Source organism: Bisbaumannia salifodinae (genome assembly GCF_055388505.1).
This window is the reverse complement of record NZ_AP043781.1, coordinates 3,021,983-3,048,908: the sequence shown is the minus strand read 5'-3', so window position 1 is coordinate 3,048,908 and position 26,926 is coordinate 3,021,983. Positions and strand designations below refer to the sequence as shown.

Annotated in this window: 26 protein-coding genes and 1 tRNA gene; 12 read left to right on the top strand and 15 right to left on the bottom strand. The window is 65.2% G+C overall.

Annotation, left to right across the window (positions count from 1 at the left end; translation table 11 throughout):
- Window positions 1-14 precede the first annotated feature (14 nt).
- Window positions 15-452, bottom strand: a complete 438-nt coding sequence (locus ACZ5EF_RS14335; protein WP_346061237.1) for an ATP-dependent zinc protease family protein — start codon at window positions 450-452, stop codon at window positions 15-17.
- A gap of 14 nt (window positions 453-466) precedes the next feature.
- Window positions 467-1,495 (bottom strand): DUF3549 family protein, encoded by a 1,029-nt coding sequence (locus ACZ5EF_RS14330; RefSeq protein ID WP_346061238.1) that lies wholly within the window; start codon window positions 1,493-1,495, stop codon window positions 467-469.
- Between the two features lie 307 nt (window positions 1,496-1,802).
- On the opposite strand from ACZ5EF_RS14330, the gene ACZ5EF_RS14325 reads away from it, so the two are divergent.
- From ACZ5EF_RS14325 to ACZ5EF_RS14305, 5 genes are read left to right on the top strand one after another with little or no spacing between them, the layout of a single operon-like run.
- Window positions 1,803-2,567: an amino acid ABC transporter substrate-binding protein gene (locus ACZ5EF_RS14325; RefSeq protein WP_346061239.1), complete on the top strand. Its 765-nt coding sequence runs from the start codon at window positions 1,803-1,805 to the stop codon at window positions 2,565-2,567.
- A gap of 12 nt (window positions 2,568-2,579) precedes the next feature.
- Window positions 2,580-3,254, top strand: a complete 675-nt coding sequence (locus ACZ5EF_RS14320; protein WP_346061240.1) for an amino acid ABC transporter permease — start codon at window positions 2,580-2,582, stop codon at window positions 3,252-3,254.
- Window positions 3,251-4,006 carry an amino acid ABC transporter ATP-binding protein gene (locus tag ACZ5EF_RS14315; RefSeq protein ID WP_346061241.1) on the top strand — a complete coding sequence of 252 codons (756 nt, stop codon included), beginning with the start codon at window positions 3,251-3,253 and terminating at the stop codon, window positions 4,004-4,006. The genes ACZ5EF_RS14320 and ACZ5EF_RS14315 overlap by 4 nt, the downstream gene beginning before the upstream one ends.
- A gap of 60 nt (window positions 4,007-4,066) precedes the next feature.
- On the top strand, window positions 4,067-4,402 hold the full coding sequence (locus ACZ5EF_RS14310; RefSeq protein WP_346061242.1) for a YqcC family protein: 336 nt from the start codon (window positions 4,067-4,069) through the stop codon (window positions 4,400-4,402).
- Window positions 4,403-4,903 carry a gamma-glutamylcyclotransferase family protein gene (locus ACZ5EF_RS14305; protein WP_346061243.1) on the top strand — a complete coding sequence of 167 codons (501 nt, stop codon included), beginning with the start codon at window positions 4,403-4,405 and terminating at the stop codon, window positions 4,901-4,903. It abuts the gene before it with no gap.
- Window positions 4,904-4,973: 70 nt separating this feature from the next.
- Here the strand turns inward: ACZ5EF_RS14305 and ACZ5EF_RS14300 are convergent, their stop codons facing one another.
- From ACZ5EF_RS14300 to ACZ5EF_RS14285, 4 genes are all read right to left on the bottom strand, one after another.
- The gene (locus ACZ5EF_RS14300) at window positions 4,974-5,600 is read right to left on the bottom strand and encodes an OmpW/AlkL family protein (RefSeq protein ID WP_346061244.1); all 627 of its coding nucleotides are present in this window, start codon (window positions 5,598-5,600) and stop codon (window positions 4,974-4,976) included.
- Between the two features lie 122 nt (window positions 5,601-5,722).
- Window positions 5,723-7,054 carry a branched-chain amino acid transport system II carrier protein gene (gene brnQ, locus ACZ5EF_RS14295; RefSeq protein WP_346061245.1) on the bottom strand — a complete coding sequence of 444 codons (1,332 nt, stop codon included), beginning with the start codon at window positions 7,052-7,054 and terminating at the stop codon, window positions 5,723-5,725.
- A gap of 191 nt (window positions 7,055-7,245) precedes the next feature.
- Entirely contained in the window at window positions 7,246-7,869 is a 624-nt protein-coding gene (locus ACZ5EF_RS14290) for an OmpW/AlkL family protein (RefSeq protein WP_346061246.1), read from the bottom strand.
- A gap of 162 nt (window positions 7,870-8,031) precedes the next feature.
- Window positions 8,032-8,640 (bottom strand): OmpW/AlkL family protein, encoded by a 609-nt coding sequence (locus tag ACZ5EF_RS14285; RefSeq protein WP_346061247.1) that lies wholly within the window; start codon window positions 8,638-8,640, stop codon window positions 8,032-8,034.
- Between the two features lie 276 nt (window positions 8,641-8,916).
- Between ACZ5EF_RS14285 and ACZ5EF_RS14280 the strand changes: the two genes are divergently transcribed.
- Window positions 8,917-9,183, top strand: a complete 267-nt coding sequence (locus ACZ5EF_RS14280) for a hypothetical protein (RefSeq protein WP_346061248.1) — start codon at window positions 8,917-8,919, stop codon at window positions 9,181-9,183.
- A gap of 76 nt (window positions 9,184-9,259) precedes the next feature.
- Here the strand turns inward: ACZ5EF_RS14280 and putP are convergent, their stop codons facing one another.
- The 8 genes from putP to ACZ5EF_RS14240 form a co-directional block, all read right to left on the bottom strand.
- A complete protein-coding gene (gene putP / locus ACZ5EF_RS14275; protein ID WP_346061249.1) occupies window positions 9,260-10,750 on the bottom strand; it encodes a sodium/proline symporter PutP in 1,491 nt (496 codons plus the stop codon).
- 182 nt (window positions 10,751-10,932) lie between these two features.
- Window positions 10,933-14,124, bottom strand: a complete 3,192-nt coding sequence (gene putA, locus ACZ5EF_RS14270) for a bifunctional proline dehydrogenase/L-glutamate gamma-semialdehyde dehydrogenase PutA (RefSeq protein WP_346061250.1) — start codon at window positions 14,122-14,124, stop codon at window positions 10,933-10,935.
- A gap of 123 nt (window positions 14,125-14,247) precedes the next feature.
- Window positions 14,248-15,045 carry an AraC family transcriptional regulator gene (locus ACZ5EF_RS14265; protein WP_346061251.1) on the bottom strand — a complete coding sequence of 266 codons (798 nt, stop codon included), beginning with the start codon at window positions 15,043-15,045 and terminating at the stop codon, window positions 14,248-14,250.
- Between the two features lie 68 nt (window positions 15,046-15,113).
- Window positions 15,114-15,476 carry a hypothetical protein gene (locus tag ACZ5EF_RS14260; protein ID WP_346061252.1) on the bottom strand — a complete coding sequence of 121 codons (363 nt, stop codon included), beginning with the start codon at window positions 15,474-15,476 and terminating at the stop codon, window positions 15,114-15,116.
- Between the two features lie 89 nt (window positions 15,477-15,565).
- A tRNA-Gly gene (locus ACZ5EF_RS14255) sits at window positions 15,566-15,639 on the bottom strand.
- A gap of 158 nt (window positions 15,640-15,797) precedes the next feature.
- Complete coding sequence (locus ACZ5EF_RS14250) at window positions 15,798-16,061, bottom strand: hypothetical protein (protein ID WP_346061253.1); 264 nt, start codon at window positions 16,059-16,061, stop codon at window positions 15,798-15,800.
- A 402-nt stretch (window positions 16,062-16,463) separates the two neighbouring features.
- Complete coding sequence (locus ACZ5EF_RS14245; protein WP_346061254.1) at window positions 16,464-16,871, bottom strand: CBS domain-containing protein; 408 nt, start codon at window positions 16,869-16,871, stop codon at window positions 16,464-16,466.
- A gap of 70 nt (window positions 16,872-16,941) precedes the next feature.
- Complete coding sequence (locus tag ACZ5EF_RS14240) at window positions 16,942-18,411, bottom strand: dihydrolipoyl dehydrogenase (protein ID WP_346061255.1); 1,470 nt, start codon at window positions 18,409-18,411, stop codon at window positions 16,942-16,944.
- Between the two features lie 193 nt (window positions 18,412-18,604).
- On the opposite strand from ACZ5EF_RS14240, the gene ACZ5EF_RS14235 reads away from it, so the two are divergent.
- The gene (locus tag ACZ5EF_RS14235) at window positions 18,605-18,892 is read left to right on the top strand and encodes a hypothetical protein (protein WP_346061256.1); all 288 of its coding nucleotides are present in this window, start codon (window positions 18,605-18,607) and stop codon (window positions 18,890-18,892) included.
- 52 nt (window positions 18,893-18,944) lie between these two features.
- Here the strand turns inward: ACZ5EF_RS14235 and glpD are convergent, their stop codons facing one another.
- A complete protein-coding gene (glpD, locus tag ACZ5EF_RS14230; RefSeq protein ID WP_346061257.1) occupies window positions 18,945-20,462 on the bottom strand; it encodes a glycerol-3-phosphate dehydrogenase in 1,518 nt (505 codons plus the stop codon).
- Window positions 20,463-20,907: 445 nt separating this feature from the next.
- Between glpD and ACZ5EF_RS14225 the strand changes: the two genes are divergently transcribed.
- From ACZ5EF_RS14225 to ACZ5EF_RS14205, 5 genes are all read left to right on the top strand, one after another.
- The gene (locus ACZ5EF_RS14225; protein ID WP_346061258.1) at window positions 20,908-21,717 is read left to right on the top strand and encodes an MIP/aquaporin family protein; all 810 of its coding nucleotides are present in this window, start codon (window positions 20,908-20,910) and stop codon (window positions 21,715-21,717) included.
- A 71-nt stretch (window positions 21,718-21,788) separates the two neighbouring features.
- Window positions 21,789-23,309, top strand: coding sequence for a glycerol kinase GlpK (glpK, locus tag ACZ5EF_RS14220; protein ID WP_346061259.1), 1,521 nt, complete (start codon window positions 21,789-21,791; stop codon window positions 23,307-23,309).
- 559 nt (window positions 23,310-23,868) lie between these two features.
- The gene (locus ACZ5EF_RS14215) at window positions 23,869-24,957 is read left to right on the top strand and encodes an ABC transporter ATP-binding protein (RefSeq protein WP_346061260.1); all 1,089 of its coding nucleotides are present in this window, start codon (window positions 23,869-23,871) and stop codon (window positions 24,955-24,957) included.
- 1 nt (window position 24,958) lies between these two features.
- Entirely contained in the window at window positions 24,959-26,056 is a 1,098-nt protein-coding gene (locus tag ACZ5EF_RS14210) for an ABC transporter ATP-binding protein (protein WP_346061261.1), read from the top strand.
- The gene (locus tag ACZ5EF_RS14205; RefSeq protein ID WP_251308847.1) at window positions 26,053-26,922 is read left to right on the top strand and encodes a carbohydrate ABC transporter permease; all 870 of its coding nucleotides are present in this window, start codon (window positions 26,053-26,055) and stop codon (window positions 26,920-26,922) included. Before ACZ5EF_RS14210 ends, ACZ5EF_RS14205 begins: the two co-directional genes overlap by 4 nt.
- The last annotated feature ends 4 nt before the right edge of the window (window positions 26,923-26,926 follow it).

Here is a 26,926-nt window from a genome sequence, read left to right as displayed (position 1 = left end):
GATCTCCGTGCCCCTCAGGGCTCACCGTGGAGGAAAGTGGCATCCGGGGCGACCAGCAGGCCACGCATGGCGCGTCGTCCCAGCAGCATGGGGTGGCGCATATTGGCGCGATTGGCCAGGGTCAGCTGGACGGGAAACTCCAGCTCGCCCAGGCGCATGGGAGTGCGGATCACATAGCGCCACTCGGCCTGGCCGTTGGAACTGGTCACCTGGCGGCGATCATGGAGGTGCAGCTTGAAGGGGTGCGCCGGGCTCGAGGGGCCGCCGGCCCGGGTGGTGAAGCTGACCCAGACGTGGCCGTCCTCCTCGAAGGACTCGATATCCTCGGCATGCAGCGAGGAGGTGCGGGCCCCGGTATCGATCTTGCAGCAGAAGCCGAGTCCCAGCTCGGGCAGGGTCACCATCTCGCGGCGACCGATGACCGCCTTGACCGCATAGGGTAGCGCTTTCATGACCGGCTCCTGTCTCAATGGGGGGGCCTCAGGCCGCTCAGGTGGGCGGCGATCGCCGACTCCGGCGGTGCCTGGCGCAGGGTCATCAGCACCGGTAGGCGTAGCCGGGGAATCAGCGCCAGGTCTCGGGCCAGGGCGGTAAAATCGGCCTGGGGAGCCTCCGCCAGCCGGTTCAGGAATCGCGGCAGGCGCTCGCCATCCTCCAGCGCCTCCCAGCCCCTGGCCGCCATGGCCGCCAGCAGGTCCGGGCCGCAGGCATTGGGGTCCGCCAGCAGGGCATCGTACCAGGCCGCCACCTGGGTCGCCGGGCCCCGGCTCTGGGCGCGGACACAGGCGCACAGGGTCTCGAGGTCGCCTTCGTCGGCGGCCTGCTCACCGCGCCGGCGCAGGGCGTCGGCCAGGCCCGCGGCAATCTCCACATGCTCTAGACACTGGCACAAGGGACGCAAGACCTCCACCGGCAGGGAGGCCAGGCGCGATGCCAGGCGCCGGGCCTGGTCGCCGTCGTGGCGTACCGCGAAGTCCGCCAGACCCTGCAGGCCCAGGGATTGCCAGTGCTCGTCCTGGTCGCCGCCCAGATAGGCTTCGGCCAGCTCCAGGTGCTGGCTGGCGGGACGATCCAGGTCGTGGCTGGCCCGGGCATGCAGCAGTGCCTGGAAGGGCAGGGAAGGGGTAAAGGCCAGGGGGTTGTCGCGCATCAGGTGGTCGGCGTCGTCGCGGGCCTCGCCGAGGCGCCGCACGTTACGCCCCAGGGTCTCCAGCAGGCGCTGGATAAAGGCGTCCCTGGGGGCCGGCGAGAGCAGGCCCCGCTCGTCCAGGGGCAGGGCCAGGAACCAGATCAGCGGGTCCGGTGCATCGCCGAGGGTGAAGACGCAGGCCAGTCGCGCCTGACCCTGCCAGGGCTCCGCCCAGGGCAGCTCCAGGGCCTCGAAGCGGGCCAGCTCCTCCATCGCCAGGGGGGTGACCCGGCGCCCCAGATGATAGAGGCGCACCTCGGCGCCGCTGCGCGCGAAGAAATCATGCAGGCTGTGAATCGGCGTCATCTCGGCTCCTCCCCCGTCTCGAGTCGCGCACTGTACCGCGGGGAGGGCGCCTTGTCAGCCGCGGCGGCGGAGGAAATGATGCCCTCGATGCCTGGTGTCGATGATCAAGAAATAATCATCCCGTTCGAGGCACCATGACGGCTCGGTATCGGCGCCTTGTCCAGGGGTTATCCACAGCCTGATTCAAGGCTTCTGTGGGTTTCTTGCGAGGGCGTCGCGTCACGCGGATGCACCAGACATTTTTCTATGGTTAATAACCTATTATAATTTTTATTCCTTAAAGTTATTTTATTGCTAGGAGAAACTCATGTTGCGTTCTCTCTCCCTCGCCACCCTGCTCGCCGCCGGCCTGGCCACCACCGGCCTGGTCCAGGCCCAGGAAAGCACCGATGAACTCCGCGTCGGCATGTCCGGGGGCTATTTCCCCTTTACCTTCGTGCGCCAGGATGTCCTCCAGGGCTTCGAGGTGGACGTCATGGAGGCCGTGGGCGAGGTGCTCGAGGTGGAGGTGAATTTCGTCACCGCCAACTTCTCCGGCCTGTTCGGCATGCTGGAGTCGGGGCGTATCGATACCATCGCCAACCAGATCACCATCACCGAAGAGCGGGAAGCCAAGTACCTGTTTACCGAACCCTATGTCTACGATGGCGCCCAGGTGGTGACGCGCCGTGGCAACGACGAGGTGAGCGGCGTCGAAGACCTGCGCGGCAAACGGGTGGCGGTCAACCTGGGGTCCAACTACGAGCAACTGCTGCGCGAGCTGCCCTATGCCGACGAGATCGATATCCGCACCTACGAGAGCAATATCGAGCAGGACACCGCCCTGGGGCGGGTGGATGCCTTCGTCATGGATCGGGTCAGCGCCAGCCAGGTGATCCAGGAGACGCCGCTGCCGCTGCAGCTGGCCGGCCAGCCCTTCTCCGAGATTCGCAATGCCCTGCCGTTCCGCGATGATCCGGCGGGTCGCGAGTGGCGCGAGCGGGTCGATGCGGCCCTGGCGACGCTGCGCGAGCAGGGGCGCCTGGCGGAGATCTCCGAGCGCTGGTTCGGTACCGATATCACCCGACTCTGAGCGGAGGGCCCCATGGCCATTCTCGATGTCGGTTACATGACCGAGCTGCTGCCGATCCTGTTGCGCTACCTGCCCCTGACCCTGCAGATGGCGGCCCTCGGCATGGTCTTGGCGCTGGTGCTGGCCTGTGCCCTGGCGGTGGTACGGGTGCTGAGGATTCCGGGACTGAACGGCGCGACCCTGCTGTTTATCTCCTTCTTTCGCGGCACGCCGCTGCTGGTGCAGCTGTTCCTCTTCTACTACGGCCTGCCGCAGCTCTTCAGTGCCCTGACCCAGATCAACGGCGTCACCGCCGCCATCATGGGCCTGACCCTGCACTTCGCCGCCTATATGGCGGAGTCGATCCGCGCCGCCATCGTCGGCGTCGATCGCAGCCAGACCGAGGCGGCCCTGGCCATCGGCATGACCCGGGGGCAACTGATGCGGCGCATCGTGCTGCCCCAGGCGACCCGGGTGGCGGTGCCCACCCTGATGAATTACTTCATCGACATGATCAAGGCCACCTCCCTGGCCTTTACCCTGGGGGTCACCGAACTGATGGGGGCCACCCAGAAGGAAGCGGCGGGGAGTTTCCTCTATTTCGAGGCCTTTATCACCGTGGCGCTGCTCTACTGGGGCATCGTCGAACTCCTGGCCTGGCTGCAGCGACGGCTCGAGGCGCGACTCAACGAGGCCTATCAGCGATGATCCGAGTACAGGGACTCACCAAGCGCTTCGGCGACAGCCTGGTGCTGGACGCCATCGACCTGGAGATCCAGCAGGGCGAGATCATCGTGGTGATCGGGCCCTCGGGCACCGGCAAGTCGACCCTGCTGCGCTGCCTCAACTTCCTGGAGCGCCCGGATGCGGGTTACCTGGAGGTGGGGGACCTGCGCCTCGATACCCAGAAGGTCAGCCGCCGGGAGATCCTGGCTCTGCGCCGTTGTACCGCCTTCGTGTTCCAGAACTATGCGCTGTTCGCCAACAAGACCGCCCTGGAGAACATCGCCGAGGGACTGATCGTGGTCAACCGCTGGCCCAGGGCCAGGGCCCATGCCCGGGCCCGGGAGATCCTCGAGCGCATCGGCCTGGCGGACAAGGCCGATGCCTACCCCGCCTCCCTTTCCGGGGGCCAGCAGCAGCGGGTGGGGATCGGCCGCGCCATGGCCGCCCAGGCCGAGGTGATCCTCTTCGACGAACCCACCTCGGCCCTCGACCCGGAGTGGGTGGAAGAGGTGCTGGGACTGATGAAGCAACTGGCCGCCGAGCGCCAGACCATGCTGGTGGTCAGCCACGAGATGGGCTTTGCCCGCGACGTGGCGGATCGGGTGATCTTTATGGAAGGCGGGCGCATCGTCGAGCAGGGGCCCCCGGCCCAGCTGTTCAGCGAGCCGCGGGACCCGCGCACCCGGGAGTTCCTGCGCAAGATACTGGCCGCCCAGCAGGCCGCCTTGCCCTGATCATGGTCAGCAGCAGCCATGGCTGGGATAATGGGGATCTAGCCTAAGACCGGAGTCATCATGACGGTTCATCAGGAGCTCGATCACGCCCTGGAACGCCTCGAGGCGACCCTCAAGGCCGCCGACCTGTGGTCGGCGAGCCGCCCCCCCGCCTCGGCCTTCGACAGCCAGCAGCCCTTCTGCGTCGACACCATGGAGCTGCCCCAGTGGCTGCGCTATGTGTTTATCGCCCGGCTCTCCGCCTTGGTGGAGGCCGAAGGGGCCTTGCCGACCAACTGCGAAGTGGCTCCCGCCGCCGAGGTCTACCTCAAGCAGAGCGGCGTCAGGGCCAGTAACCTGCTGCTGGTGGTCAAGGCCATCGAGGAAGTGGATCGGGTGATCAACGAGGCCGACTGAATGCCCTACTATTTTGCCTATGGCAGCAACATGGACGCGGCCCGGGTGGCGGCGCGGATCGGGGCGACCCGGCGCGCCCTGGCAGGAGTGTTGCACGGCTACCGGCTGGCCTTCGACAAGGCCTCCCGGGTGCCGGGCATCGCCCATGCCAATGTGGTGGCGGCCCCCGAGGGGCGTGTGGAGGGGGCCCTCTTCGAGCTGCTGGCGCCCACCCAGATCGAGGCCATGGATCCCTTCGAAGGCTATCCCCACGAATATCAGCGCCGGCGCCTGCCGATCCATACCCTGGAGGGGCCCCGCGAGGCCTGGGTCTATCTGGCCGCCCCGGGGACCACCGCCGAGCGACTGCGACCGGCTCGCGAGTATCTCGAGCACCTGCTGGCCGGCGAGCCCTTCCTGAGCCGGGACTACCATGCCGAGCTGGCGCGGGTGGAAGCGGTGGCCGACCTGGACGAGGTCACCCTGGGACAGCTGGGGCTATCGCGGCATAGCCCCCGTTAACCCTCCTTGTACCTAAACGCCTCGGGCCCGCCATCTTGGCGGGCCCGAGGCGTTGATCAGCGCAGGAAACCTAGTAGCGAAAGCTGATACCGCCCATTACCACCCAGGGGTCGATATTGACGGTGCCGATGTCGGCGCCGTCCAGGGTGGCGTCGGCATCGATATCCAGGTACCAGGCCGCGGCATTGAGCGCCCAGTGCTCGTCGATCAGCAGGTCCACCCCCAACTGGCCGGCGGCGCCCCAGGAGTCATCCAGGCTCAGGTCGCCCAGGGCGCTGGACTCGTCGGAGAAGTGGGTGTAGTTGAGGCCGGCGCCCACATAGGGCTGAACCCGCGCCTCGGTGCCGCCCAGCGGGTAGTACTGCAGGGTCAGGGTGGGCGGCAGGTGCTTGGTGGAGGCCAGGTTGGCGCCATTGAGGTTCACGTCATGCTCGAAGGGCAGGGCCGCCAGCAGCTCCAGGCCCAGCTTGTCGTGGAAACGGTAACCCAGGGTGAAGGCGAAGCCGTTCTCGTCCTGGACATCGGCGGCGACCGTACCATTGACCAGGCTGCCGTTATCGCTCTTGGGAGCCACCTTGGCGATGCCCAGGCGGGTGTAGAGGTCGCCGGCGCCATAGGCCAGGGCCTGGGTACTGGTCATCAGGGTGGCGGCGGCCAGGCCGCCGGCGAGCAGGGAAGCCAAAGAGGACGTGCGCATGCGGAGCTCCTTTATCGGTGAAAGCCTATGACGACTAGGCTACCCGCCCGGGCGACGGCGAATCTTGACCCAAGACAAGGTCGTCACCCGGGGTTATTGATCCAGCGCAAGTTCCTGAATATTCAGGCTTCCCGGAGGCGTTGACGGCGCCCGCCGGCCAGCCCCACCAGGCTACCGGCCAGCGCCGGCAGCAGCCAGCCGAAGCTGGTCTCGCCGAGGGGGAGGTGCCGCTGCAGGGCGCGGGCGGTATCCGCAAGGCCGGCCAGCTCGGTGGCCACCAGGCCGTCCAGCAGGCTGGCGGCCAGGGTCAGGCTCAGGGCCCAGGCGAAGACCCGCGGTGCATCGCCTAGCCAGGGACGAATCAGCGACAGCAGGATCAGCACGATGGCCGGCGGGTAGAGGGTGACCAGCACCGGAATGGAGACCCGGATCAGGGTCTCCAGGCCCTGGTTGGCCACCAGGGTGGCGAAGGCGCCCATGGCGATGACCAGCAGCCGATAGGGTAGCCGCGGCCAGAGCCCATGAAAGTACTCGCCGCAGGCGCTCAGCAGGCCCACGGCGGTGGTCAGGCAGGCCAGGGTGATGACCGCCGCCAGCAGCACCGGGCCCCAGGGGCCGAACAGCGCCGCCACATAGGCGGGAATCAACTCGCCGCTGCCGGCCTGGGCGGCGAGCTCGTGGCTGGTGGCGCCCATATAGGTCAGCGGCAGATAGACGGCAGCCAGGCAGGTCGCGGCGATGATACCCGCCCCCAGGGTGTAGCGGGCGATCAGGCGAGGCTCGCGGATACCGCGGTCGCGGATGGCGGTGACGATCAGGATGCCGAAGACCAGGGAGGCGAGGGTATCCATGGTCAGGTAACCGTTGCGAAAGCCCTCGGTGAAGGGGGCGGCCCGCCAGCCGGCCTGAGTCTCGCCCAGGGGGCCCTGGGGGGCGACCAGGGTCGCCAGGGCGATCAGCCCCAGCAGCAGGATCAGCAGTGGCGTGATCCACTTGCCGATGATATCCATCAGCCGCCCCGGCATCAGGGCCAGCAGGGTGGCCAGGCCGAAGAAGAGTAGCGAGTGCAGCAGCGAGTACAGGGACGGCTCGGCGCTCCCTGAGAGCGCGACGAAGGGCCGCATGCCCATCTCGAAGGCCACGGTGCCGGTACGCGGCAGGGCGAAGAGGGGGCCAATGGCCAGGTAGATGCCCAGGCCGAAGGCGAGGGCGGCCAGGCGCGGCAGGGGCGCGGTCAGGGTCTCGAGGCCGCCGCCGACCCGGGCCACGGCGAGGATGCCGAGAAGCGGCAGGCCCACGGCGGTGGTCAGAAAGCCCAGGGCGGCGGGCCAGAAGTCGGTGCCGGCACCGATGCCCACCTGGGGCGGAAAGACGATATTGCCGGCCCCGAGGAAGAGCGCGAAGGTCATAAAACCTAGCGCCAGCAGCTCGAGGCCGGAGAGGCGTGTTTTCACGGGAGAGGTACCTACTACGTAGAGAACGTTCGACGTTCAGGTGGCTTGGCGGTCGATATTATCTCGTAATAGGTAATCGCTAGCAAAAATAGCGAGCCTGGCCGGTGCTGGCAGGGAATCGCCAGGTCAAGACTTGGAGACAACAACGCCGGACCCGAGGGCCCGGCGCTGGAGCGCGGATGGAGTGGCGCTTAGAAACGCAGGGTGAAACCGCCGCCGATGGTCAGCGGGTCCAGCTTCGCTTCGCCCAGGTCTTCTCCCTGGTAGGAGATATCGCTGCCCACGTCGGCATAGTTCAGCGAGCCATTGAGCATCAGGTTATCGGTGATGGCCAGATCGACACCGACCTGGCCCACGATGCCGTAGGAGTCATCCATATCGACACCCGCGGGCTCGCCGGAGAAGCGAGTGTAGTTGAGGCCGCCGCCCACATAGGGCTGAACCCGCGAATCGAGACCGCCCAGGGGATAGTAGTTGGCCATCAGGTTGATGGGCAGGCGACGGAAGCTGCCTTCGAAGCCCACCGGGGTGCCGATCGCTACGTCATGCTTGACGCGCTGGCTGCCGGAGAGCTCGATGCCGAAGTTATCGTGGAACAGATAACCCAGGCCGTAGGTGAAGCCACGCCCATCGCGAATGTCCAGGTCGGTCTGGAAGTTGCCCGGATCGGCCAGGTCGATGCTGGAGCGGGAGTCGGTCTTGGCAAAACCGCCGCGTACGAAGACATCGCCGGCACTATAGGCCAGGGCGGACTGAGCGGCGAGGGCCAGGGTGGTGGCGGTGAGCGCGCTGGCGAGCCACTTGGCGTTGCTCATAGGGTTCCTCCTTGAAGTTCGGCCATGGTGGCCACGAGCATTGGGATGCCCCAGGGTAACGGGGGATCTCCCACGCCTCGAGACGTCGATGCCGATATCTCGGGTAAGAAAAAGCCTACGCCGCTTGCTCGGCGTAGGCAGGCATCAACGGCAAGAGTGGGCTTAGAAGCGCAGGGTGATACCACCCCCGATGGTCACCGGGTCGACCTTGGCGGTGCCCAGGCGTTCGCCATCGCTATTGCTGATGTGGGTATCCACGTCGGCGTAGTTGACGGAGCCATTGAGCATCAGGTTGTCGGTGATGGCCAGGTCGATACCCACTTGCCCCGCGGCGCCGTAGGAGCGGCGGGCATCGAGTCCCTCGGGCTCGCCGGAGAAGCGGGTGTAGTTGAGACCGGCCCCCACATAGGGCTGTACCCGAGAGTCCAGGCTGCCCATGGGGTAATAGTTGAGCATCAGGTTGACGGGCATGCGATCGATGCTGCCGAGGCTGCTGCTGCCCAGGGTCAGATCATGCTCGAACTTCTCGCTGCCGCTCAGCTCGACACCCAGGTTACCGTAGAACATATAGCCGATACCGTAGGTGAAGCCGCGAGCGTCATCGATATCGAGGCGGCTGCCGGCAACGTCGCCGTTGTTGGAACGGGGCTCGCTCTGGGCGACGCCGCCGCGAACGTAGACGTCGCCGGCCTCGAAAGCCAGGGCCGCCTGACTGGCCAGCAGGCTGGCGCCGAGCAAGGTTGCGGTAACAAGGCGGGGCATCAGGGTCATGGGAGTCTCCTTACGTTTCGATCTCGAGCCATCTAGGGCTCGTAACATTCTACAAGAACAGTATAGGAAACGCTGTTCTTTTTTGCAGGTAGAAAATAACTATCGACGCGATTAGGCGTATTGCCGCGGTTTATCGGATGTTCAGCCTAATTTAGGCCTTCTCTCGGTGAAGATCGGTCGCATTTTTGTATAGGTTTTGTCGCGCGGCGTCATTCGCTCTCTGCCCACGACTCTTCTTTACTGGGGAAGGGCACGAGCGATCGCAAGGAGGTGTGCATGGGGCGTTCCATGATGGCGTTGGGAGTCTCCGCCCTGTTGGCCATGGGGCTGCTATGGCAGCCCCAGGTAATCGGTGCCCTGGGGTGGCCATGGCGCCTGGTGATGGTAGCGCTGGGTGCCTGGGCCCTGGGCGCGGGCTTTATGGTCGGGGGAGGGCTGCGTTTGAAGAGCGCCTGGGGGCGGCGCCTGCTGGGGGAGCCGCTGTGCTGGCCCCTGCTGGGGAGCTTCACGGTGCTTTGGCTGCTGCTGGCGCTATGGTCTTGATACGAGAACGGCATCGGGCCGCCCTGGGGCGGCCCGATGCCGTATGCCTCACGTTGAGCGCGTGATGCGCGCTCATTCAGCGCTGGATTTGCTGATATTCACCGGCATCGGCAGTCACACTGCTCACCACCAGGATGGCAATGAACGAAGCGATAAAGCCAGGAATGATCTCGTAGACACCGGGACCCCCCATGAACTCTCCGTTCCAGCCCAGTGAAATCCAGATCATCACGGTGACGGCACCCACCACCATGCCCGCGATGGCGCCGGCGCCGTTGGTGCGCGACCACATCAGCGACAGGATGATGAGCGGGCCGAAGGCCGCACCAAAGCCTGCCCAGGCGTTACTGACCAGTCCCAGGACCTGAGAGTCCGGATCTGACGCGATGACGGCCGCAACCAAACCCACCAGTACGACACTGATCCGGCCGACGCCGACGGTTTCCTTGTCCGTCGCCTCTTTACGCAGGAACAGGCGGTAGAAGTCCTCGGTCAGCGACGAAGACGACACCAGGAGCTGGCTGGAAATGGTGCTCATGATCGCCGCGAGCAGGGCAGCGTAGAGGAAACCGGTGATCAGCGGATGGAACAGCAGATCCGCCAGGATGATAAAGATCGTTTCCGGATCCTGGACATCCATGCCATTGCGGATCGCATAGGCCCGGCCGAACACGCCCAGAGAGATCGCCCCGACCAGCGAGATGAGCATCCAGCTCATGCCGATGTTACGGGCAACGGGAACATCCTTCAGGGTGCGGATGGCCATGAAACGCACGATGATGTGCGGTTGCCCGAAATACCCCAGTCCCCAGGTCACCGCAGACAGCCAGCCAATAAATGTCAGTCCCTCCGTCCACGACAGTAGCGTGGGGTCGACTTCATTCAGGGTCTGTGACGCCTGGGAGAAACCGCCGCCACCTTCGCCAAAGAGCACCACCGCCGGCATGATCACCAGTGCCAGCATCATGATGCAGCCTTGCACGAAGTCCGTCATGCTCACGGCCAGGAAGCCGCCGATGACGGTATAGACAAGCACCACGCCCAGTGTGATGAGGACCCCCGCGGCGTAGTCGCTCAGGCCACCAATGTTGATCACTCCGGAAAAGGCGCTCTCGAACAGCTTGCCGCCTGCCACCAGGCCTGACGCCGTGTAAACCGCGAAGAAGACGACGATGACGATAGCGGACACCGTTCTCAGCGACATTGCCCGAGTCGGAAACCGGTTTGCCAGGAATTCCGGAATGGTTATCGCGTTACCATAGTGCACCGTCTGTTCGCGAAGGCGTGGTGCGACCAGGGTCCAGTTGAAGAACGCACCCACGAGCAGGCCGATACCGATCCAGGCCGAACCCAGGCCGGATACGAACATTGCCCCGGGCAAGCCCAGTAGCAACCAGCCGCTCATGTCCGAAGCCCCGGCCGACAGGGCCGCCACTTGCGGACTGAGAGCCCGGCCACCCAGCATGTAATCTTCCGACGTGGATGTGGATTTGCGCATCGCATACAAGCCGATGGCGATCATGAGCGCAAAGTAGGCAAAAAGACTGATCCAAACACCAATAGCCATAAAAACTTCTCCAGTTTATTAGGCCGGATGCAGATCCGACAGGTTGTTGGTACGCATGCAGGCCAGAACGCTGATGGTGAACATCACGATCCGGTCGCGCGCGAAGGTGAAGCCGATAGTGGCATTGTTCTCGACCATGAGACAGTTCCTTCAGTCTTGTTGTTGTTGATGGCGAGCGACATTCACTCGTCCCCCAGGGCCAGCAGGGAGGCATTGCCGCCGAGGGCGGCGGTATTGATGGTCAGCGTCTTCTCGGTGGCGAAGCGCAGCAGGTAGTGCGGGCCGCCGGCTTTGGGGCCGGTGCCGGAGAGTCCCTGGCCGCCGAAGGGTTGGACCCCGACCACGGCGCCGATGATATTACGGTTCACGTAGACGTTGCCGACACGAATTTTCTGCGCGATCGCCTCGGCGAAGGATTCGTTGCGGCTGTGCACGCCGAAGGTCAGCCCATAGCCGCGGCCGTTGATCGACTCGATCACCCGGTCCAGCTCGCTGGCCTTGTAGCGCACGATATGCAGGATGGGCCCGAACTGTTCGCGCTCCAGGGCCTCGATGCCGTCGATCTGGAAGGCCGCCGGAGCCACGAAGGTACCGTGGGCGGTATGGGCGGGATCGAGGCGGGTCTCGGCCAGCAGCCGGCCCTCGCCCTTGAGCGTCTCGATATGCGCCATCAGCCCCCGACGGGCGTCCTCGTCGATCACCGGGCCCACGTCGGTGCCCAGGTCGCGGGGGTCGCCCACGCGCAGCTCGGCCATGGCGCCCTCGAGGATCTCGATGACCCGGTCGGCCACGTCGTCCTGGAGGTAGAGCACGCGCAGCGCCGAGCAGCGCTGTCCGGCGCTCTGGAAGGCGGACTGGATGACGTCGGCCACCACCTGCTCGGGCAGCGCGGTGGAGTCGACGATCATGGCGTTCATGCCGCCGGTCTCGGCGATCAGGGTCGGCAGCGGGGCGCCTTCCCGGGCCGCCAGGGCGCGGTTGATGATCTGGGCGGTGTCGGTGCCGCCGGTGAAGACCACCCCGGTGATGCGCGGGTCGCCGCTGAGCACGCTGCCCACGGTGGGACCGTCGCCGGGCAAGAGCTGCACCACGTCGCGGGGCATGCCGGCCTCATGCAGCAGCTCGATGACCCGGTGGGCGACGATCGAGGTCTGCTCGGCGGGCTTGGCCAGCACGGTGTTGCCGGCCACGGCGGCGGCCACCACCTGGCCGCAGAAGATCGCCACCGGGAAGTTCCAGGGGCTGATGGCGGCGAAGACGCCCTTGCCACCCAGCATCAGCTCGTTGGACTCGCCGGTGGGCCCGGGCAGGGCGGTGGGCTCGGCGAACAGCTCCTCGGCGCGCATGGCGTAGTAGCGGCAGAAATCCACCGCCTCCTTGATCTCGTCGACGCCGTCGGTGAGCAGCTTGCCACCCTCCCGGGAGCACAGCGTCATCAACTCCGCCATATGTTCTTCCATCAGGTCGCCCAGGCGGCGAATGATGGCGGCCCGCTCCGCTACCGGGGTGGCCTCCCAGCGGGGGAAGGCGGCCCAGGCGGCATCCACGGCCTGGGCGGCCTGCTCCTGGGTGGTCCACTGCACGCTGCCCACCCGCTGATTGCGGTCGAAAGGACAGGTCACTTCATGGGTCTGGGCGGCGTCGTCGGCCACCGCCACGGCCAGCAGCGGCTTGGCGCGATAGGTCTTGTCCATGAAGCCCGCCATCTTGTCCATGAGCGGCTGGTAGTGGCTGCGAATATTCAAGTTGACTCCCCGCGAGTTCTTGCGTTGTGGTCCATAGATATCCCGCGGCAGCGGGATGCGATGATTGGCGTAGCGCTCCTGCTGGTTCAGGGTCTCCACCGGGTGCACGCAGAGCGACTCCACCGGCACCTTGGGGTCCACCAGCTGATGAACGAATGACGAGTTGGCGCCGTTTTCCAGCAGGCGGCGCACCAGGTAGGGGAGCAGGTCCTTGTGGGCCCCCACCGGGGCATAGATGCGGCAGTAGGTGCCCTGGGGGGCGCGCCTCAGGGCGGCGTCATAGAGGGCCTCGCCCATGCCGTGCAGGCGTTGGAACTCCAGCCGGCGGTCGGCGGCGTTGGCCAGTTCGAGGATGGCGCTGATGGTATGGGCGTTATGGGTCGCGAACTGCGGGAAGATGCGTCCCCGGGTGTTGTCCGACAGCAGGTAGTTGGCGCATACCAGATAGGCCACGTCGGTGCTGGCCTTGCGGGTGAAGACCGGGTAGCCATCGACGCCGAGCTGCTGGGACTCCTTGATCTCGCTGTCCCAATAGGCCCCCTTGACCAGGCGCACCGGGATCTCGTCGCCCTGCAGGCCGGCCAGGCGGGTCAGGTACTGCAGGGCGGGCAGGGCGCGCTTGGAGTAGGCCTGCACCACCAGGCCGAAGTGCCCCCAGCCCTTGGCGGCGTCGCTCTCGTAGACGGCACGGAACACCTCCAGCGACAGCTCCAGGCGATCCACCTCCTCGGCGTCGATGGTGATGGCCACGTCACGCGCCCGGGCCAGGGAGACCAGCTCGCGGACCGTGGCGGTGAGCTCCTCGAGGACCTGGCCGCGGCGGCCGAACTCGTAGCGGGGGTGCAGCGCCGAGAGCTTGATGGAGACCGAGGGCGCCGGGGTCTTGTCGCTCAGTGCCTGGCTGGTCTTGCCGACCCGCTCGATGGCCAGGGCGTAGTCGTCGAAGTAGCGCTGGGCATCCTTGCGGGTGCGGGCGGCCTCGCCGAGCATGTCGTAGGAATAGGTATACCCCTTGTCGAACAGCGGCCTGGAACGCTTCAGCGCCTCGTCGATATCGCGACCGAGGACGAACTGCTTGCCCATTACCTTCATCGCCTCGCGCATGGCGCGGCGGATCACCGGCTCGCCCATGCGGTTGACCAGCTTGTTGATGAAGCCGCTGGGCTTGCCGTCCCTGGGCTTGTCCATGGTGACGACCCGGCCGGTCATCAGCAGGCCCCAGGTGGAGGCGTTGACCAGCCAGGAATCGCTCTGCCCCACATAGGACTGCCAGTCCGCCGGGCCCAGCTTGTCCTCGATCAGTGCATCGGCGGTCTCCTTGTCGGGGATGCGCAGCATGGCCTCGGCCAGGCACATCAGCATCAGCCCCTCGTGGGTATCCAGGCTGTACTGCTGCAGCAGCTCATCGATGGTATCCACGGCGGTATCCATCTCGCGCACTTCCCGCACCAGCTCGGCGGTCTTTCCGGCGATGCGCTGGAAGTCGGCCTCATTGGCGGAGAGGAAGTTCACCAGCTCACCCACGAAGGTATCCTCGTCGACGATGTAGTGATCGCTGATACGCTGGAAGAGGGTATCGAGGTCCTGTTGCCAGGTGGATGCGTCGAGCAGGGTCTTGGCTGTGAGCATGTCACTCTCCCGGAAGCCTTTTTTGGATGGCTTGAATGTAGGGTGGGAGAGTCGCGAGCGTCTTGCCAATTTCTCGGCAGGAATTGTCAAAAAGCCGGGGTCTGTGACAAAAAGCCGCGAAAATTACGACTTTGGTCGAGTGTCGGCGAGCCGCTGGGAAGGCATCCGCCGTAGCTGGCCGGGGGGGTGGCCATAGCGGCGTCGAAAGGCGTGGGAGAGGGCGCTCTGGTTGGCGAAGCCGGTGAGGGCGGCGACCTCCGACAGCGGCAAACGACTCGAGACCAGCAGGCGATGGGCCGCCTCCAGGCGCTTGCGCAGCAGATACTGGTAGGGGGGCAGGCCGGTCTGGCGGCGGAAGCGCTCGCTGAAGTGCGCCTCGCTGAGGCAGGCCTCCTGGGCCAGGTCGGCTACCGTCAGGTGGCTGGCCAGATGGCGGTCGATAAAGCGATCCAGGGTGCGCAGATCCAGGGGGCGACCGGGCTGGGGACGCTCTTCGGGAAGCAGGCGGGCGTGCAGGCAGCCCAGCAGGGTGGCGGTGAGCAGATCATCCTGAAGCCGCGGCACCGGGGCGCGAGCTTGCTCCAGTTCCAGGGTCACGAAGGCCAGGTAGCGGCGCAGGGGCTCGTCCAGGGCGAAGAAGCGCGGCGCGTCGAAGAGTCGGGCCAGTGCATGATAGTGGCCGGTCAGGGGGGCCGCGTCTCCGGGCAGGTCGAGGATCAGCTGGCGGTTGTCGCCGATGCCTTCGTAGTAGTGCACATGGCTGGCGGGGACGATGCAGCCTGAGAGGGGGGCGATGGAGCCGCCCAGCCCCTCGATCTCGAATTCCGCGTGGCCGGTCAGCCCGATCACGATCTGGTGGAAGTCGTGGTCATGGTGGCGGGTGGTATTGTCGAGGGGGATCAGGCGGATGGCACTGGGCATGGCGCGACCTCGAGCTTCGGTAAACGGCGCAGGCGAGCCATTATATCAGTCTTTGGCCTTACGGGACGTTACCGGGACTGCCGCCGTGCCTGATGGCGAGCCAGGTGCTCGCGGAGTGCCGCCAGTTCGGCGCAGCCTTCCCGGGTGAAGAGCTTGCCACCCTGGGCGGCCTGCCAGGGGCGGCCATGCTCGTCCATCAGGCGCTGGGCGCGGCGGCGGATGCCCTCCAGGGCGTCATCATGGCGGATCGGGTAGTTGACGATGGTCTGCCACTCGGTCTCCTGTACCGTGCCCTCCAGGGCGCGGTCGAACAGCGCCAGCAGGTCTTCGGCCTCGGTGCGGTAGCGGGGCGTGCGCGAGAGCAGCAGGATGGCCACCATGCCACCGATAATCAGCAGGCAGACGGCAAAGATCAGCAGGAATAGCGCCATGGGCAACCGCTCGTGGGACGCGTGCCGCTTGGGCGAGAACTTGCGCGAGCCGGGGGGGAGCGAAGAAGCAGCGACACGAGGGGAAATAGTGGAGCGGGTGAAGGGAATCGAACCCTCGTCTTAAGCTTGGGAAGCTTCTGCTCTACCATTGAGCTACACCCGCGAAGCGGAATGATAGTAAAAGCAAATGCTTAGGCTTGCAAGCCGCGATGGGGCTTTCTGCGGCCTTTCCCGCTAACTGATTGATCTTTCATGGTTCTCCACGGCGAGAAGCACGAACGCCGCCGAGGCCGGCGGCGTTCTCCAGGTTCGTGATTCGCCTCAGGCGATAAAGTGGGCCAAGGGCCCTTCCTGGGGCGTCAGCAGGGGAAAGCGCTGGGAGAGGCTGATCTGGCCCTGGCGAGCGATGGCGACCTGAATGCCGCGACCGCAGCAGCGACATTGCACATAGGTGTCGAGGCGCAGGCGCCGGGCGCTGAAGTCGCCACCGATGCGCGACAGGCTAGGCGCCGTTTCCCGGGCCCCGCAGGCGCAGTCGATGGCCCAGTGCTGAGTGTCGGTCTGGTAGACATGAATCGCTGGCATGCTGAGCCTCCTGTGAAGCGTGGTACTTCCTGTGCCCTAGTACCAGAGTGGCAGGTGAGGCTCGGTAATGCTGTCAGCCATTGCCGACAGGGGTTGTCGTATCTGGAGGAAAGAGCTCGCTGGAACAAGGGGTTGCCACGCATCAGGCAAGAGTGTTGAAAGTGCGGACAGAAAGTTTGCTTGGGCGTGGAGAATTTTCGCTGCCCCGTGGTCACACTGAAGGCGAGCACGATGAATTCAGTCGATGGCAGTCGCACTGGGTTTCCATTGGAGCTTGCGTTTCGATCCCTTTTGCCGCCCGTGCTTAGGCCCGGGCGGCTTTTCTTTGCCTGGCGATCGTCGGTCATACAGCAACCGCCCCGGACGAAGCCGGGGCGGGGAAAGGGAAGGGCGGTCCGGGGGCTAGCGTTTGCGCATCCGCAGGATGGCATTGATCACATCGCGTCGGGTGACGATGCCCACCAGGCGTTCCTGCTCCACCACCGGGTAGACCTTAGGCTTGGTGCCCAGCATCTCCTGGGCCAGGTCGGTGATGCTCTTGTTGGGCGTCACCGAGAGCACCTCGTGGCGCATCAGTTCCTTGATCAGGGGCGGTTCGTCATTGAGGTAGGTGCTCTCCAGCAGCTTGCCGAGCACGTCCTGTTCGGAAATAAAGCCAATCAGGTTATCGCGGTCGTCGACGACCGGCGCCCCAGGCAGGCGGTGGAGTGCCAGCCCCTCGACAAGGTTGGACACCGAGGCGTTACCGCGGACCCGATAGCAGTCGCGGGACATGATCTCACGGACGGTGGTAGGCGCCTTGTTGGGCATGGCGAGTCTCCTTTGCTGCGGTCGTGCCGGCCCGCTCTCGCGGGCCGGCCAGAGCGAGCGATGCCGTCGGTCAGTCACCGGGGCCACACTCCATGCAGCGCTCGACGATGCGCTCGCCGAGTTGGAGGTTGGCATTCAGGTCACGCAGTGCGGTGCGTAGCCCCTCCTCGATCACCGGGTGATAGAAGGGCATGGCCAGCATCTGCGCCACCGTCAGTCGCTGCTGCAGGGCCCAGGCCAGCAGGTGAGCCAGGTGTTCGGCTCGGGGGCCGAAGATTTCGGCCCCGAGGAAGAGCCCGCTGCCCTGCTCGGCATAGACCCGCATCCGGCCGCGATTGACCCCCATGACCCGGGAGCGGCCCTGATCCTCGAAAGAGACTTCTCCCGTGGCCAGGCAGTCGCAGCCGCCGTGGCGTCGCTCGAGTTCAGCATAGCCGAGGCCGACGCTGGCCATCTGCGGGTCGCTAAACACTACGGCCAACGGTGCGCGACGCTGGGCGGCACGCAGCTCCGGGTAGCGACCGGCATTGTCACCGGCGATGCGTCCCTCGTCGCTGGCCTCGTGCAGCAGCGGCAACTGCTGGTTGGCGTCCCCGGCGATAAAGATATGGCTGGGGCCGCCATCGGCATTGCGGCACTGCAGGGTATGAGGGCTGAAGTCGGGGATACCGCGCTCGTCCAGGGCGAGATGGGCCTGGTCGATATCCAGGCGATCCACATTGGGGCGTCGTCCGGTGGCCGCCAGCAGGTAGTCGAAGCGTTCGGTAAGGCGCTTGCCACTGCCGCGTTCGATAAAGGTGATCACCACCGCCTCGCCATCCCGTTCGATGGTTTCCACCTTGGCGTCCGGATCGACATAGAACTCCAGGTTGAAGGTACGATCGGCGTAGGCGCGCAGGTCGGGGTCCTGAAGCGAGCCCAGGGCGCCACCGACGCCGAACAGGCGGATCCGCACCCCCAGGCGGTGCAGGGCCTGACCCAGCTCCAGGCCGATGACGCCGGGGCCGAAGATGGCCACCGACGCGGGCAGGTCGTTCCACTCGAAGAGATCGTCGTTGACCACAAGGCGATCGCCGGCAGCATGGAAGAAGTCCGGATAGCTGGGCCGCGAGCCGGTGGCGATCACGATGCGCTTGGCATGCACCCGAGTATGCTCATCGACGATCAGGGTATGGGGATCGACGAAGCGGGCATGGCCGCGCAGGCGATCGGCCTCGGGCAGCCGTTCCACCGAGTCGACCACGAAGCCAACGAAGCGATCCCGCTCACGCTTGACCCGGTCCATCACGGCCTCGCCATCGACGCGAATCCGGCCCTCCACATGCACGCCGAAGAGGTCGGTATGCCGGGCCTGATGGGCCGCCTCGGCGGCGGCGATCAGCAGCTTGGAGGGCATGCAGCCGACCCGGGCACAGGTGGTGCCATAGGGACCGGACTCGATCATCACCACCTCGCCGCCATGCTGCTTGGCGGCCCGGTAGGCCCCCAGGCCGGCGGTACCGGCGCCGATAATGGCGATATCGACCTGGCGTTCTTGCATCGTGCTTTCCTTCTTCCGTTAACGAGGGTGGCCCTGGAACCTCGCCGCGCGAGACCCTTCCAATCTAGTGAGTCTCCGGTGTGGGTGCCATGGCGTAGTAACGGCAGTATCCGTGGCGCGTTATGCTAGATAAAGTTGATTGGTTTTAATGATTTAATAGTCACGAGTAATCAAGAGTGGGAGGCGAGTCATCATGGATGCACGCGAATACCTGGCCAGGAAGGGCGTGGCGATCGGCAAGGACGAGGACAAGCCCAATACCCTGGAGGAGCTGGCCTGGTCCCGGGCCCGTCAGTCGGGCCAGCGTCCGCCCCGGGCGGGGACCCCCCACGACTGGGAGGACTGGGCGCGCTATCACGACGAGCTGGCCGGTGAGGCCGAGGCGCTGGGGCAGAAGATCGACCCCGAGGCGCATCTGCACTACGAGGCCGAGGGGCACGCCGAGGCGCCGCTGATAAGGCCCCGGCGATCCAAGAAGTAGGCTTCCCGAGTCGCGCCTGCGGCGGCGTCCACGGGGCTGGGCCTAGCGCTGATCAGGAGGCGGCCTCCCCGAGCCTGGTGCCCGGGCTCAGGTGCTCGGCCAGATAAGCCTCCAGGCGCTGGAGTTCGCTATCGCTCAGGTGCAGTCCCAGCTTGGTGCGCCGCCAGAGGATGTCCTCGGCGCTGCGCGCCCACTCCCGCTCCACCAGGTAGTCCACTTCGCGGCGGCTCAGGCCGGCGCCGAAGTCCTCGCCGAGGTCGGCCTCCCCCCGGCAATCGCGCAGGAACTCCAGGCACAGGCTGCCATAGCTGGCGGCGAAGCGTCGCGCCCGGGCCTCACCCAGGAAAGGATAGTCGGCCAGTAGTCGCGCCACGAAGGCCGCCTGGCTGCCGATATCGCCTCCGGGCAGGAGGGCTTCGGCGGTCCAGGCCGGGCCCATGTCGGGCAGGTGGGGGGCCAACTGGGCCAGGGCGCTCTCGGCCAGCTTGCGGTAGGTGGTGATCTTGCCACCGAACACCGACAGCAGGGGAGGGCCCTGGGTGTCCAGGTCGAGGGTGTAGTCGCGGGTCATGGCGGAGGGGTCGGTGGACTCGTCGTCGCACAGCGGGCGCACCCCCGAATAGGAGGAGACCACGTCGTCGCGGCTCAGCTGGGTGCGGAAGTGCTCGTTGACCACGGCGAGGATATAGCCGGTCTCCTCATCGCTGATTCGCACCTGGGCCGGATCGCCCCGGTAGCGGCGGTCGGTGGTGCCGATCAGGCTGAAATCCTGCTGGTAGGGCAGCACGAAGACGATGCGGCCGTCCTGGTTCTGCAGGATATAGGCGTGCTCGTCGTCGTGGATCCGCGGCACGATCAGGTGGCTGCCCTGGATCATGCGGATACCGTAACGGGAGCGCCGCTCCGTACCCTCGCGAATAAACTCCTCCACCCAGGGGCCCGCCGCATTGACCAGCGCCTTGGCACGGCGGGTCTGACGGCGCCCGCTGGCGCCCTCTTCCAGGGTGACTTCCCAGACATCGTCCACTTGGCGTGCCTGGACGCAGCGGGTACCGACCAGGATCTCGGCCCCTTGCTGCTTGGCCTGAAGGGCATTGAGGACCACCAGTCGGGCGTCGTCGACCCAGCAGTCGGAGTACTCGAAGCCCTGGGTGATCTCGGGCTTGAGGGGGCCCTGGCCGGCGAAGCGCAGGCGCCGGGAGCCGGGCAGGCTGTCGCGTTTGCCCAGGTGGTCATAGAGGAAGAGGCCGGTGCGGATCATCCAGGCCGGGCGCAGGTGAGGGCGGTGGGGCAGGATAAAGCGCAGCGGCCAGATGATATGCGGCGCCTTCTTGAGCAGCACCTCGCGTTCCTTGAGGGCCTCGCGGACCAGGCGAAACTCGCGATGCTCCAGATAGCGCAGGCCGCCGTGAATCAGCTTGCTGCTGGCCGAGGAGGTGGCGCTGGCCAGGTCACGCTGTTCGCACAGGGCGACCCGGAGGCCGCGACCGGCGGCGTCATTGGCGATGCCGGTGCCGTTGATGCCGCCACCGATAACGAAGAGATCGAGAAGGGGAGTCTGCGAGGCCATGGTGTGCTTCCGTTGTCGTTATGAATCCGCAAAAAGTGCTGATGTTTGAAAACGAAAATAGAAGAAGACCAGTTGAACATCAAGCGCTCGCGAGGAGCCGTTTCTGCGTCGGCAGCGGGGAGAGGACGAGGGGGTATGATTATTTCGTTGATTTTCAATGGTAAATCCGCGGTTTCTCCGGCGTGAAGCGGATCGCCAGGCGGGTGGGTTAGACGAATGTCGTATCTCTTTAAGGTGCGTTTTTGTTGTGTGTCGACGGCTGGGTGGCTAGATTCGTGGTCGCAAACAAACATTGAGAATGAATCTGTGTTCGATTTCATTCGTGGTCGATGTTTGAGAGTCCTCTGTTGGAGTGTCGATCTCCGCTTGGGCGCCCCGGGGCGACCGGGGAGAAGTGGGTCGGCTGCGACATGACATGACAACCAAAACGATAATGGAGAGCGTGATGACTCCCTTTCTGGGTGAGCTAATCGGAACGATGATCCTGATCATCTTCGGCGGCGGGGTGGTCGCCGGGGTAGTCCTCAAGGGCTCCAAGGCCGAGGCCAGTGGCTGGATCGTGATCACCTTCGGCTGGGGGCTGGGAGTCGCCATGGCCATCTATGCGGTGGGGCAGTTCAGCGGGGCCCATATCAACCCGGTGGTCACGATCGGCCTGGCCACCATCGGGGAATTTCCCTGGCGCCTGGTGCCTGTCTATGTCATCGCCCAGTTGATCGGTGCCTTCGTGGGGGCCCTGGTGGTCTGGCTGCACTACTTCCCCCACTGGGAAGCCACCGAGGATGTCGATGCCAAGCTGGCGGTGTTCTGTACCGCGCCGGCCATTGCCCATGCGCCGGCCAACCTGATCAGCGAAATCGTCGGTAGCTTCGTGTTGGTGCTGGGAGTGCTGGCCATCGGTGCCAACACCTTCAGCGAGGGCCTCAATCCGTTGATCATCGGCCTGCTGATCGTGGCCATCGGCCTCTCCCTGGGCGGGACCACCGGCTACGCCATCAACCCGGCCCGCGACCTGGGGCCGCGCCTGGCCCATTACCTGTTGCCCATCGCCGGCAAGGGCGGCAGCAACTGGAAATATGCCTGGGTGCCCGTGGTGGGGCCGCTGCTGGGCGGCATCGCCGGCGCCCTCTTCTATCGGCACGTGTTTATCGAGAACAGCGGCCTGGCGGTGGGGGTGGCCCTGGGAATCGTCGCCATCAGCCTGGCCACCGGGGTCCTGGGGGTCCTGAAACGCACTTCCGTGGCGGATGCCTGAGCCTTGCTCGGACAGGTCCGCCCGTATGTCTCACAATGACAATAACCGTTGGAGTCAGGAGTCTGAACGCCATGCACAAACCCTATATTCTCGCCTTCGATCAGGGCACCACTAGCTGTCGCGCGATTCTCTTCGACCGTGATGCCCGCATCGTCGGCATCGCCCAGAAGGAGTTCACTCAACACTACCCCACGCCGGGCTGGGTCGAGCACGACGCCATGGAGATCTGGGGCAGCCAGATGGGGGTCGCCCGGGAGGTGCTCGAGACCAACGGCATCAAGCCCTCCGAGGTGGCCGCCATCGGCATCACCAACCAGCGCGAGACCACCGTGGTCTGGGATCGCCACACCGGCCGGCCGATCTACAACGCCATCGTCTGGCAGGATCGCCGCACCGCGGAATTCTGCGACGAGCTCAAGGCCCAGGGGCTGGAGGCCTATATCCGTGACACCACCGGCCTGGTGGTCGACGCCTACTTCTCCGGCACCAAGGTGCGCTGGATCCTCGACAACGTGGCGGGGGCCCGGGAGCGGGCGGAGCGGGGCGACCTGCTGTTCGGCACCATGGACAGCTGGCTGGTGTGGAACCTGACCCGCGGCGAGCGTCACGTGACCGACTACAGCAATGCCTCCCGCACCCTGCTCTATAACATTCGCGAGCTGGAGTGGGATGGACGCATGCTGGATGTGCTGGGCATTCCCTCCAGCATGCTGCCCGAGGTGCGCTCCTCCAGCGAGGTCTATGGCACCACCGGTGCCGAGATGTTCGGTGGTGCGCGGATTCCCATCGCCGGTATCGCCGGTGACCAGCAGGCGGCCCTGTTCGGCCAGGCCTGCTTCGAGCCGGGCATGGTCAAGAACACCTATGGCACCGGCTGCTTCCTGCTGATGAATACCGGCGAGACCCCGGTGCCGTCGAAGTCCGGGCTGCTGACCACCATCGCCTGGGGCATCGACGGCCGGGTCGAGTACGCCCTGGAGGGTTCGATCTTTATCGCCGGGGCCGCGGTGCAGTGGCTGCGCGACGAGCTCAAGCTGATCGACTCCGCCGAGGACTCCGAGTACTACGCCGGCAAGGTGGACGATGCCGGCGGTGTCTATGTGGTGCCGGCCTTCGCCGGGCTGGGGGCCCCCTACTGGGACATGTACGCCCGGGGCGCCATGTTCGGCCTGACCCGGGGCACCCGCAAGGAGCATATTACCCGCGCCACCCTGGATGCCCTGGCCTACCAGACCAAGGACGTGATCGATGCCATGCAGGCCGACTCCGGGATCACTCTCAAGTCGCTGCGGGTGGACGGGGGGGCCGTGGCCAACAACATCATGATGCAGTTCCAGGCCGATATGCTGGGGGTGGACGTGGAGCGCCCGCGGATCACCGAGACCACCGCCCTGGGTGCCGCCTACCTGGCGGGCATCGCCGTGGGGATCTGGACCCAGCAGGAGGTGGCCGCCAAGGGGGAGCTGGACCACAGCTTCTCCCCGCAGATGGCCCCCGAACTGCGTGATCGTAAGTATCGCGGCTGGAAGAAGGCAGTGAAGCGCACCATGGACTGGGAGCGCGAGGATGCCGAAGAGGCGACCGCCGACTGAGTGGCCTCGACGGTCTCTCTCGTAGCCTTTTGCCCCGACCCGTTCGGGGCTTTTTTGTCCCTTCTGCTCCGTTGATAAGGGTCTTGCCGTGCCAGGGCGGCGCCTCGCTCGGCGCTATTCGAAAGTTTATGTTAGAAATCGAACATTCGGAATAATGCGGCGCTTATCGCCGCGTAGGGCCGCCTACGCGGCTCTGTCTCGACGACGTCGATAAATTAACATTTTGAAATTTAAGTGTATTTTCGATATCTCGACGGTTGATGCCGTCGATTCTAGAAGGCTGGATAATGGCCGATCGATTCCTTCGACTAAGGTCTAGTGTATTTAATCGCGCATCCTATTGCCGATGACCCGCTGCTGGACTAGCCTGATTATCGTAAACGAACATTTCTTTTTCGTTTGTACGGTTCGAGGGGGTAGGCAGGCGTCACTCCCTCGCCCGACACGAGTCGGCCCTGGTCGGGGGCCGGGCCCCTCCAAGCCGAAGAGGCCATCTATCCGACCCTGATTTCGCGACGCAGATCGACGACAACGACAACAACTCTCGAGCGAGCACATCATGTCTCTGAAACTCGACAGCATTGATCATGTGGTCAATGGCAACACCCATATCGAGGGCATTGACCTGGAGCTGGCCCCTGGCTCCTTCAATGTCCTGCTGGGGCGAACCCTAGCCGGCAAGACGACCCTGATGCGCCTGATGGCCGGCCTCGACCGCCCCACCCGCGGACGCATCCTGATGAACGGCGAGGACGTCACCGGGGTGTCGGTACGCCGGCGCAACGTCTCCATGGTCTATCAGCAGTTCATCAACTACCCCACCCTGACGGTCTTCGACAATATCGCCTCGCCGCTGCGCCTGGCGCGGGTGGCCAAGGCCGAGATCACCCGCCGGGTCCATGAGGTGGCGGAAATGCTGCACATCGACCACCTGCTGAGCCGCTACCCCCAGGAGCTCTCCGGGGGCCAGCAGCAGCGCACCGCCATGGGGCGGGCCCTGGTCAAGGAGGCGGACCTGATCCTCTTCGACGAGCCCCTGGTCAACCTGGATTACAAGCTTCGCGAGGAGTTTCGCCAGGAGCTTCGGGAGCTGTTCAAGGCGCGCAACTGCATCGCCGTCTATGCCACCACCGAGCCCAACGAGGCCCTGGCCCTGGGGGGCAGGACGGCGGTGCTCCACGAGGGCCGCCTGCTGCAATATGGGCGCACCGAGGATGTCTACCACCGGCCGCGGGACCTGCTCACCGCCGAGATGTTCTCCGAACCACCCATCAATGTGGTGCCGGGGCTGGTCTCCGGCCGCGAGGTCACCTTCGATCGCAGCATGCACTTTCCCCTCAACGAGGACCTGGGCTCCCTGTCTCCCGGGCAGTACCACTTCGGGGTGCGCCCCTCGCATATCGGCCTGACGCCCCAGGCCGACGATGACCTGGAGCTCGAGGTGCGGGTCGAGCTGGCCGAGATCAGCGGCTCCGAGACCTTCCTGCACGTGGGCAACGAGCTGTTCTCCCTGGTCCTCCACCTGGCGGGGGTGCACGAGTTCCGGGTCGATCAGTCCCTCAAGGTCTACCTGCCGACCCACCGGGTCTATGCCTTCGACCGGGATGGCGCCGTGGTGCATATCCCGTCGCACCTGGGAGGAAAGTGAGATGGCGCAGATTACCCTCAACGCCCTGGCGCATACCTACAGTCCCGATCCCGCTGGGCCCGAGGACTACGCCATTCGCCAGATGAGCCATGTGTGGCAGCAGGGCGGTGCCTATGCCCTGCTGGGGCCCTCCGGCTGCGGCAAGTCGACCCTGCTCAATATCATCTCGGGCCTGCTGGAGCCCTCGGACGGCGAGGTGATCTTCGATGATCGCATCGTCAATGCCCTGCCTCCGGAGGAGCGTAATATCGCCCAGGTTTTCCAGTTTCCGGTGATCTACGACACCATGACGGTGTTCGACAACCTGGCCTTCCCGCTGCGCAATATCAAGACGCCGGAGGCGCAGATCAAGGGCAAGGTGGAGGAGGTGGCCGATATCCTCGACCTGACCCCGCTGCTGTCGCGCAAGGCCAAGAACCTGACCGCCGACGAGAAGCAGAAGGTCTCCATGGGGCGCGGCCTGGTGCGCGATGACGTCTCCGCCATCCTCTTCGACGAGCCGCTGACGGTGATCGATCCCCAGCTCAAGTGGAAGCTGCGCCGCAAGCTCAAGGAGATCCATCAGCGCTTCAATATCACCATGATCTACGTCACCCATGACCAGCTGGAGGCGTCCACCTTCGCCGACAAGATCGCGGTGATGTACGAGGGGCAGGTGGTGCAGTTCGGCACGCCCCGGGAGCTCTTCGAGACCCCGGCGCATACCTTCGTGGGCTATTTCATCGGCAGCCCCGGCATGAACTTCCTGGAGGTCACCCTGACGCCCCGGGGGCTCGTCTTCGGGACCCTGCCCATCCCGGTGGCGCCGGCCCTGCTGGAGGCGGCTCGCCGCAGCGGTTCGAGCAACATCAAGCTGGGCATTCGTCCCGAATTTATCGAGGTGAGTGACGCACCCGGCGAGGACACCCTGGCGGTCGAGGTGGAGGACCTTCAGGACCTGGGGACCTACGCCATCCTCTCCTTCCGGCTCGGCGGCGCCGCCTTCAAGGCACGCCTCGACGAGGGCGTCTCGCCGCAGGGCCCGCGGGCCCAGGTGCGACTGCCCGTGGAAGCCACGCATCTCTATATCGATGAATACCGGGTGGAGGTGGCCCAATGAACAAGGTACAGAACAACAAGGCCTGGTTCCTGGTCTTGCCCATGCTGCTGCTGGTGGCCTTCTCCGCCATCATCCCCCTGATGACCGTGGTCAACTACTCGGTACAGGACGTCTTCGACCCCAATACCCGCTTCTTTACCGGGACCGAGTGGTTCGTGGCGATGCTCAATGATCCGGCGCTGCAGGGTGCCCTGCTGCGTCAATTCGCCTTCTCCTTCACCATCCTGGCGATCCAGATCCCCCTGGGCATCGGTATCGCCCTGCTGATGCCCAAGCAGGGCTGGCGGGCCTCCCTGGTGCTGATCCTGGTGACCCTGCCGTTGCTGATTCCCTGGAACGTGGTGGGCAGCATCTGGCAGATCTTCACCCGCGGCGATATCGGCCTGATGGGCTGGGGGCTGCGCGAGCTGGGCTACGGCTACAACATCACCCGTAACCCGGTGGATGCCTGGGCCACCATTATCCTGATGGATGTCTGGCACTGGACGCCGCTGATCGCGCTGCTCTGCTACAGCGGGCTGCGCTCGATTCCCGAGGCCTACTACCAGGCGGCGCGTATCGACCGCGCCTCGCGCTGGGCGGTGTTCCGCTATATCCAGCTGCCCAAGCTGACCAATGTGCTGGTGATCGGCGTGCTGCTGCGCTTCATGCACTCCTTCATGATCTATGCCGAGCCCTTCGTGCTGACCGGTGGCGGGCCGGGGAGTTCTACCACCTTCCTCAGCCAGTCCCTGGCGATCATGGCCATCGCCCAGTTCGATGTCGGGCCGTCGGCCGCCTTCTCGCTGATCTACTTCCTGATCATCTTGCTGGTCTGCTGGGTGTTCTACACCGCCATCATGAACCTGCAAAAAGACAAGCACTGACCGG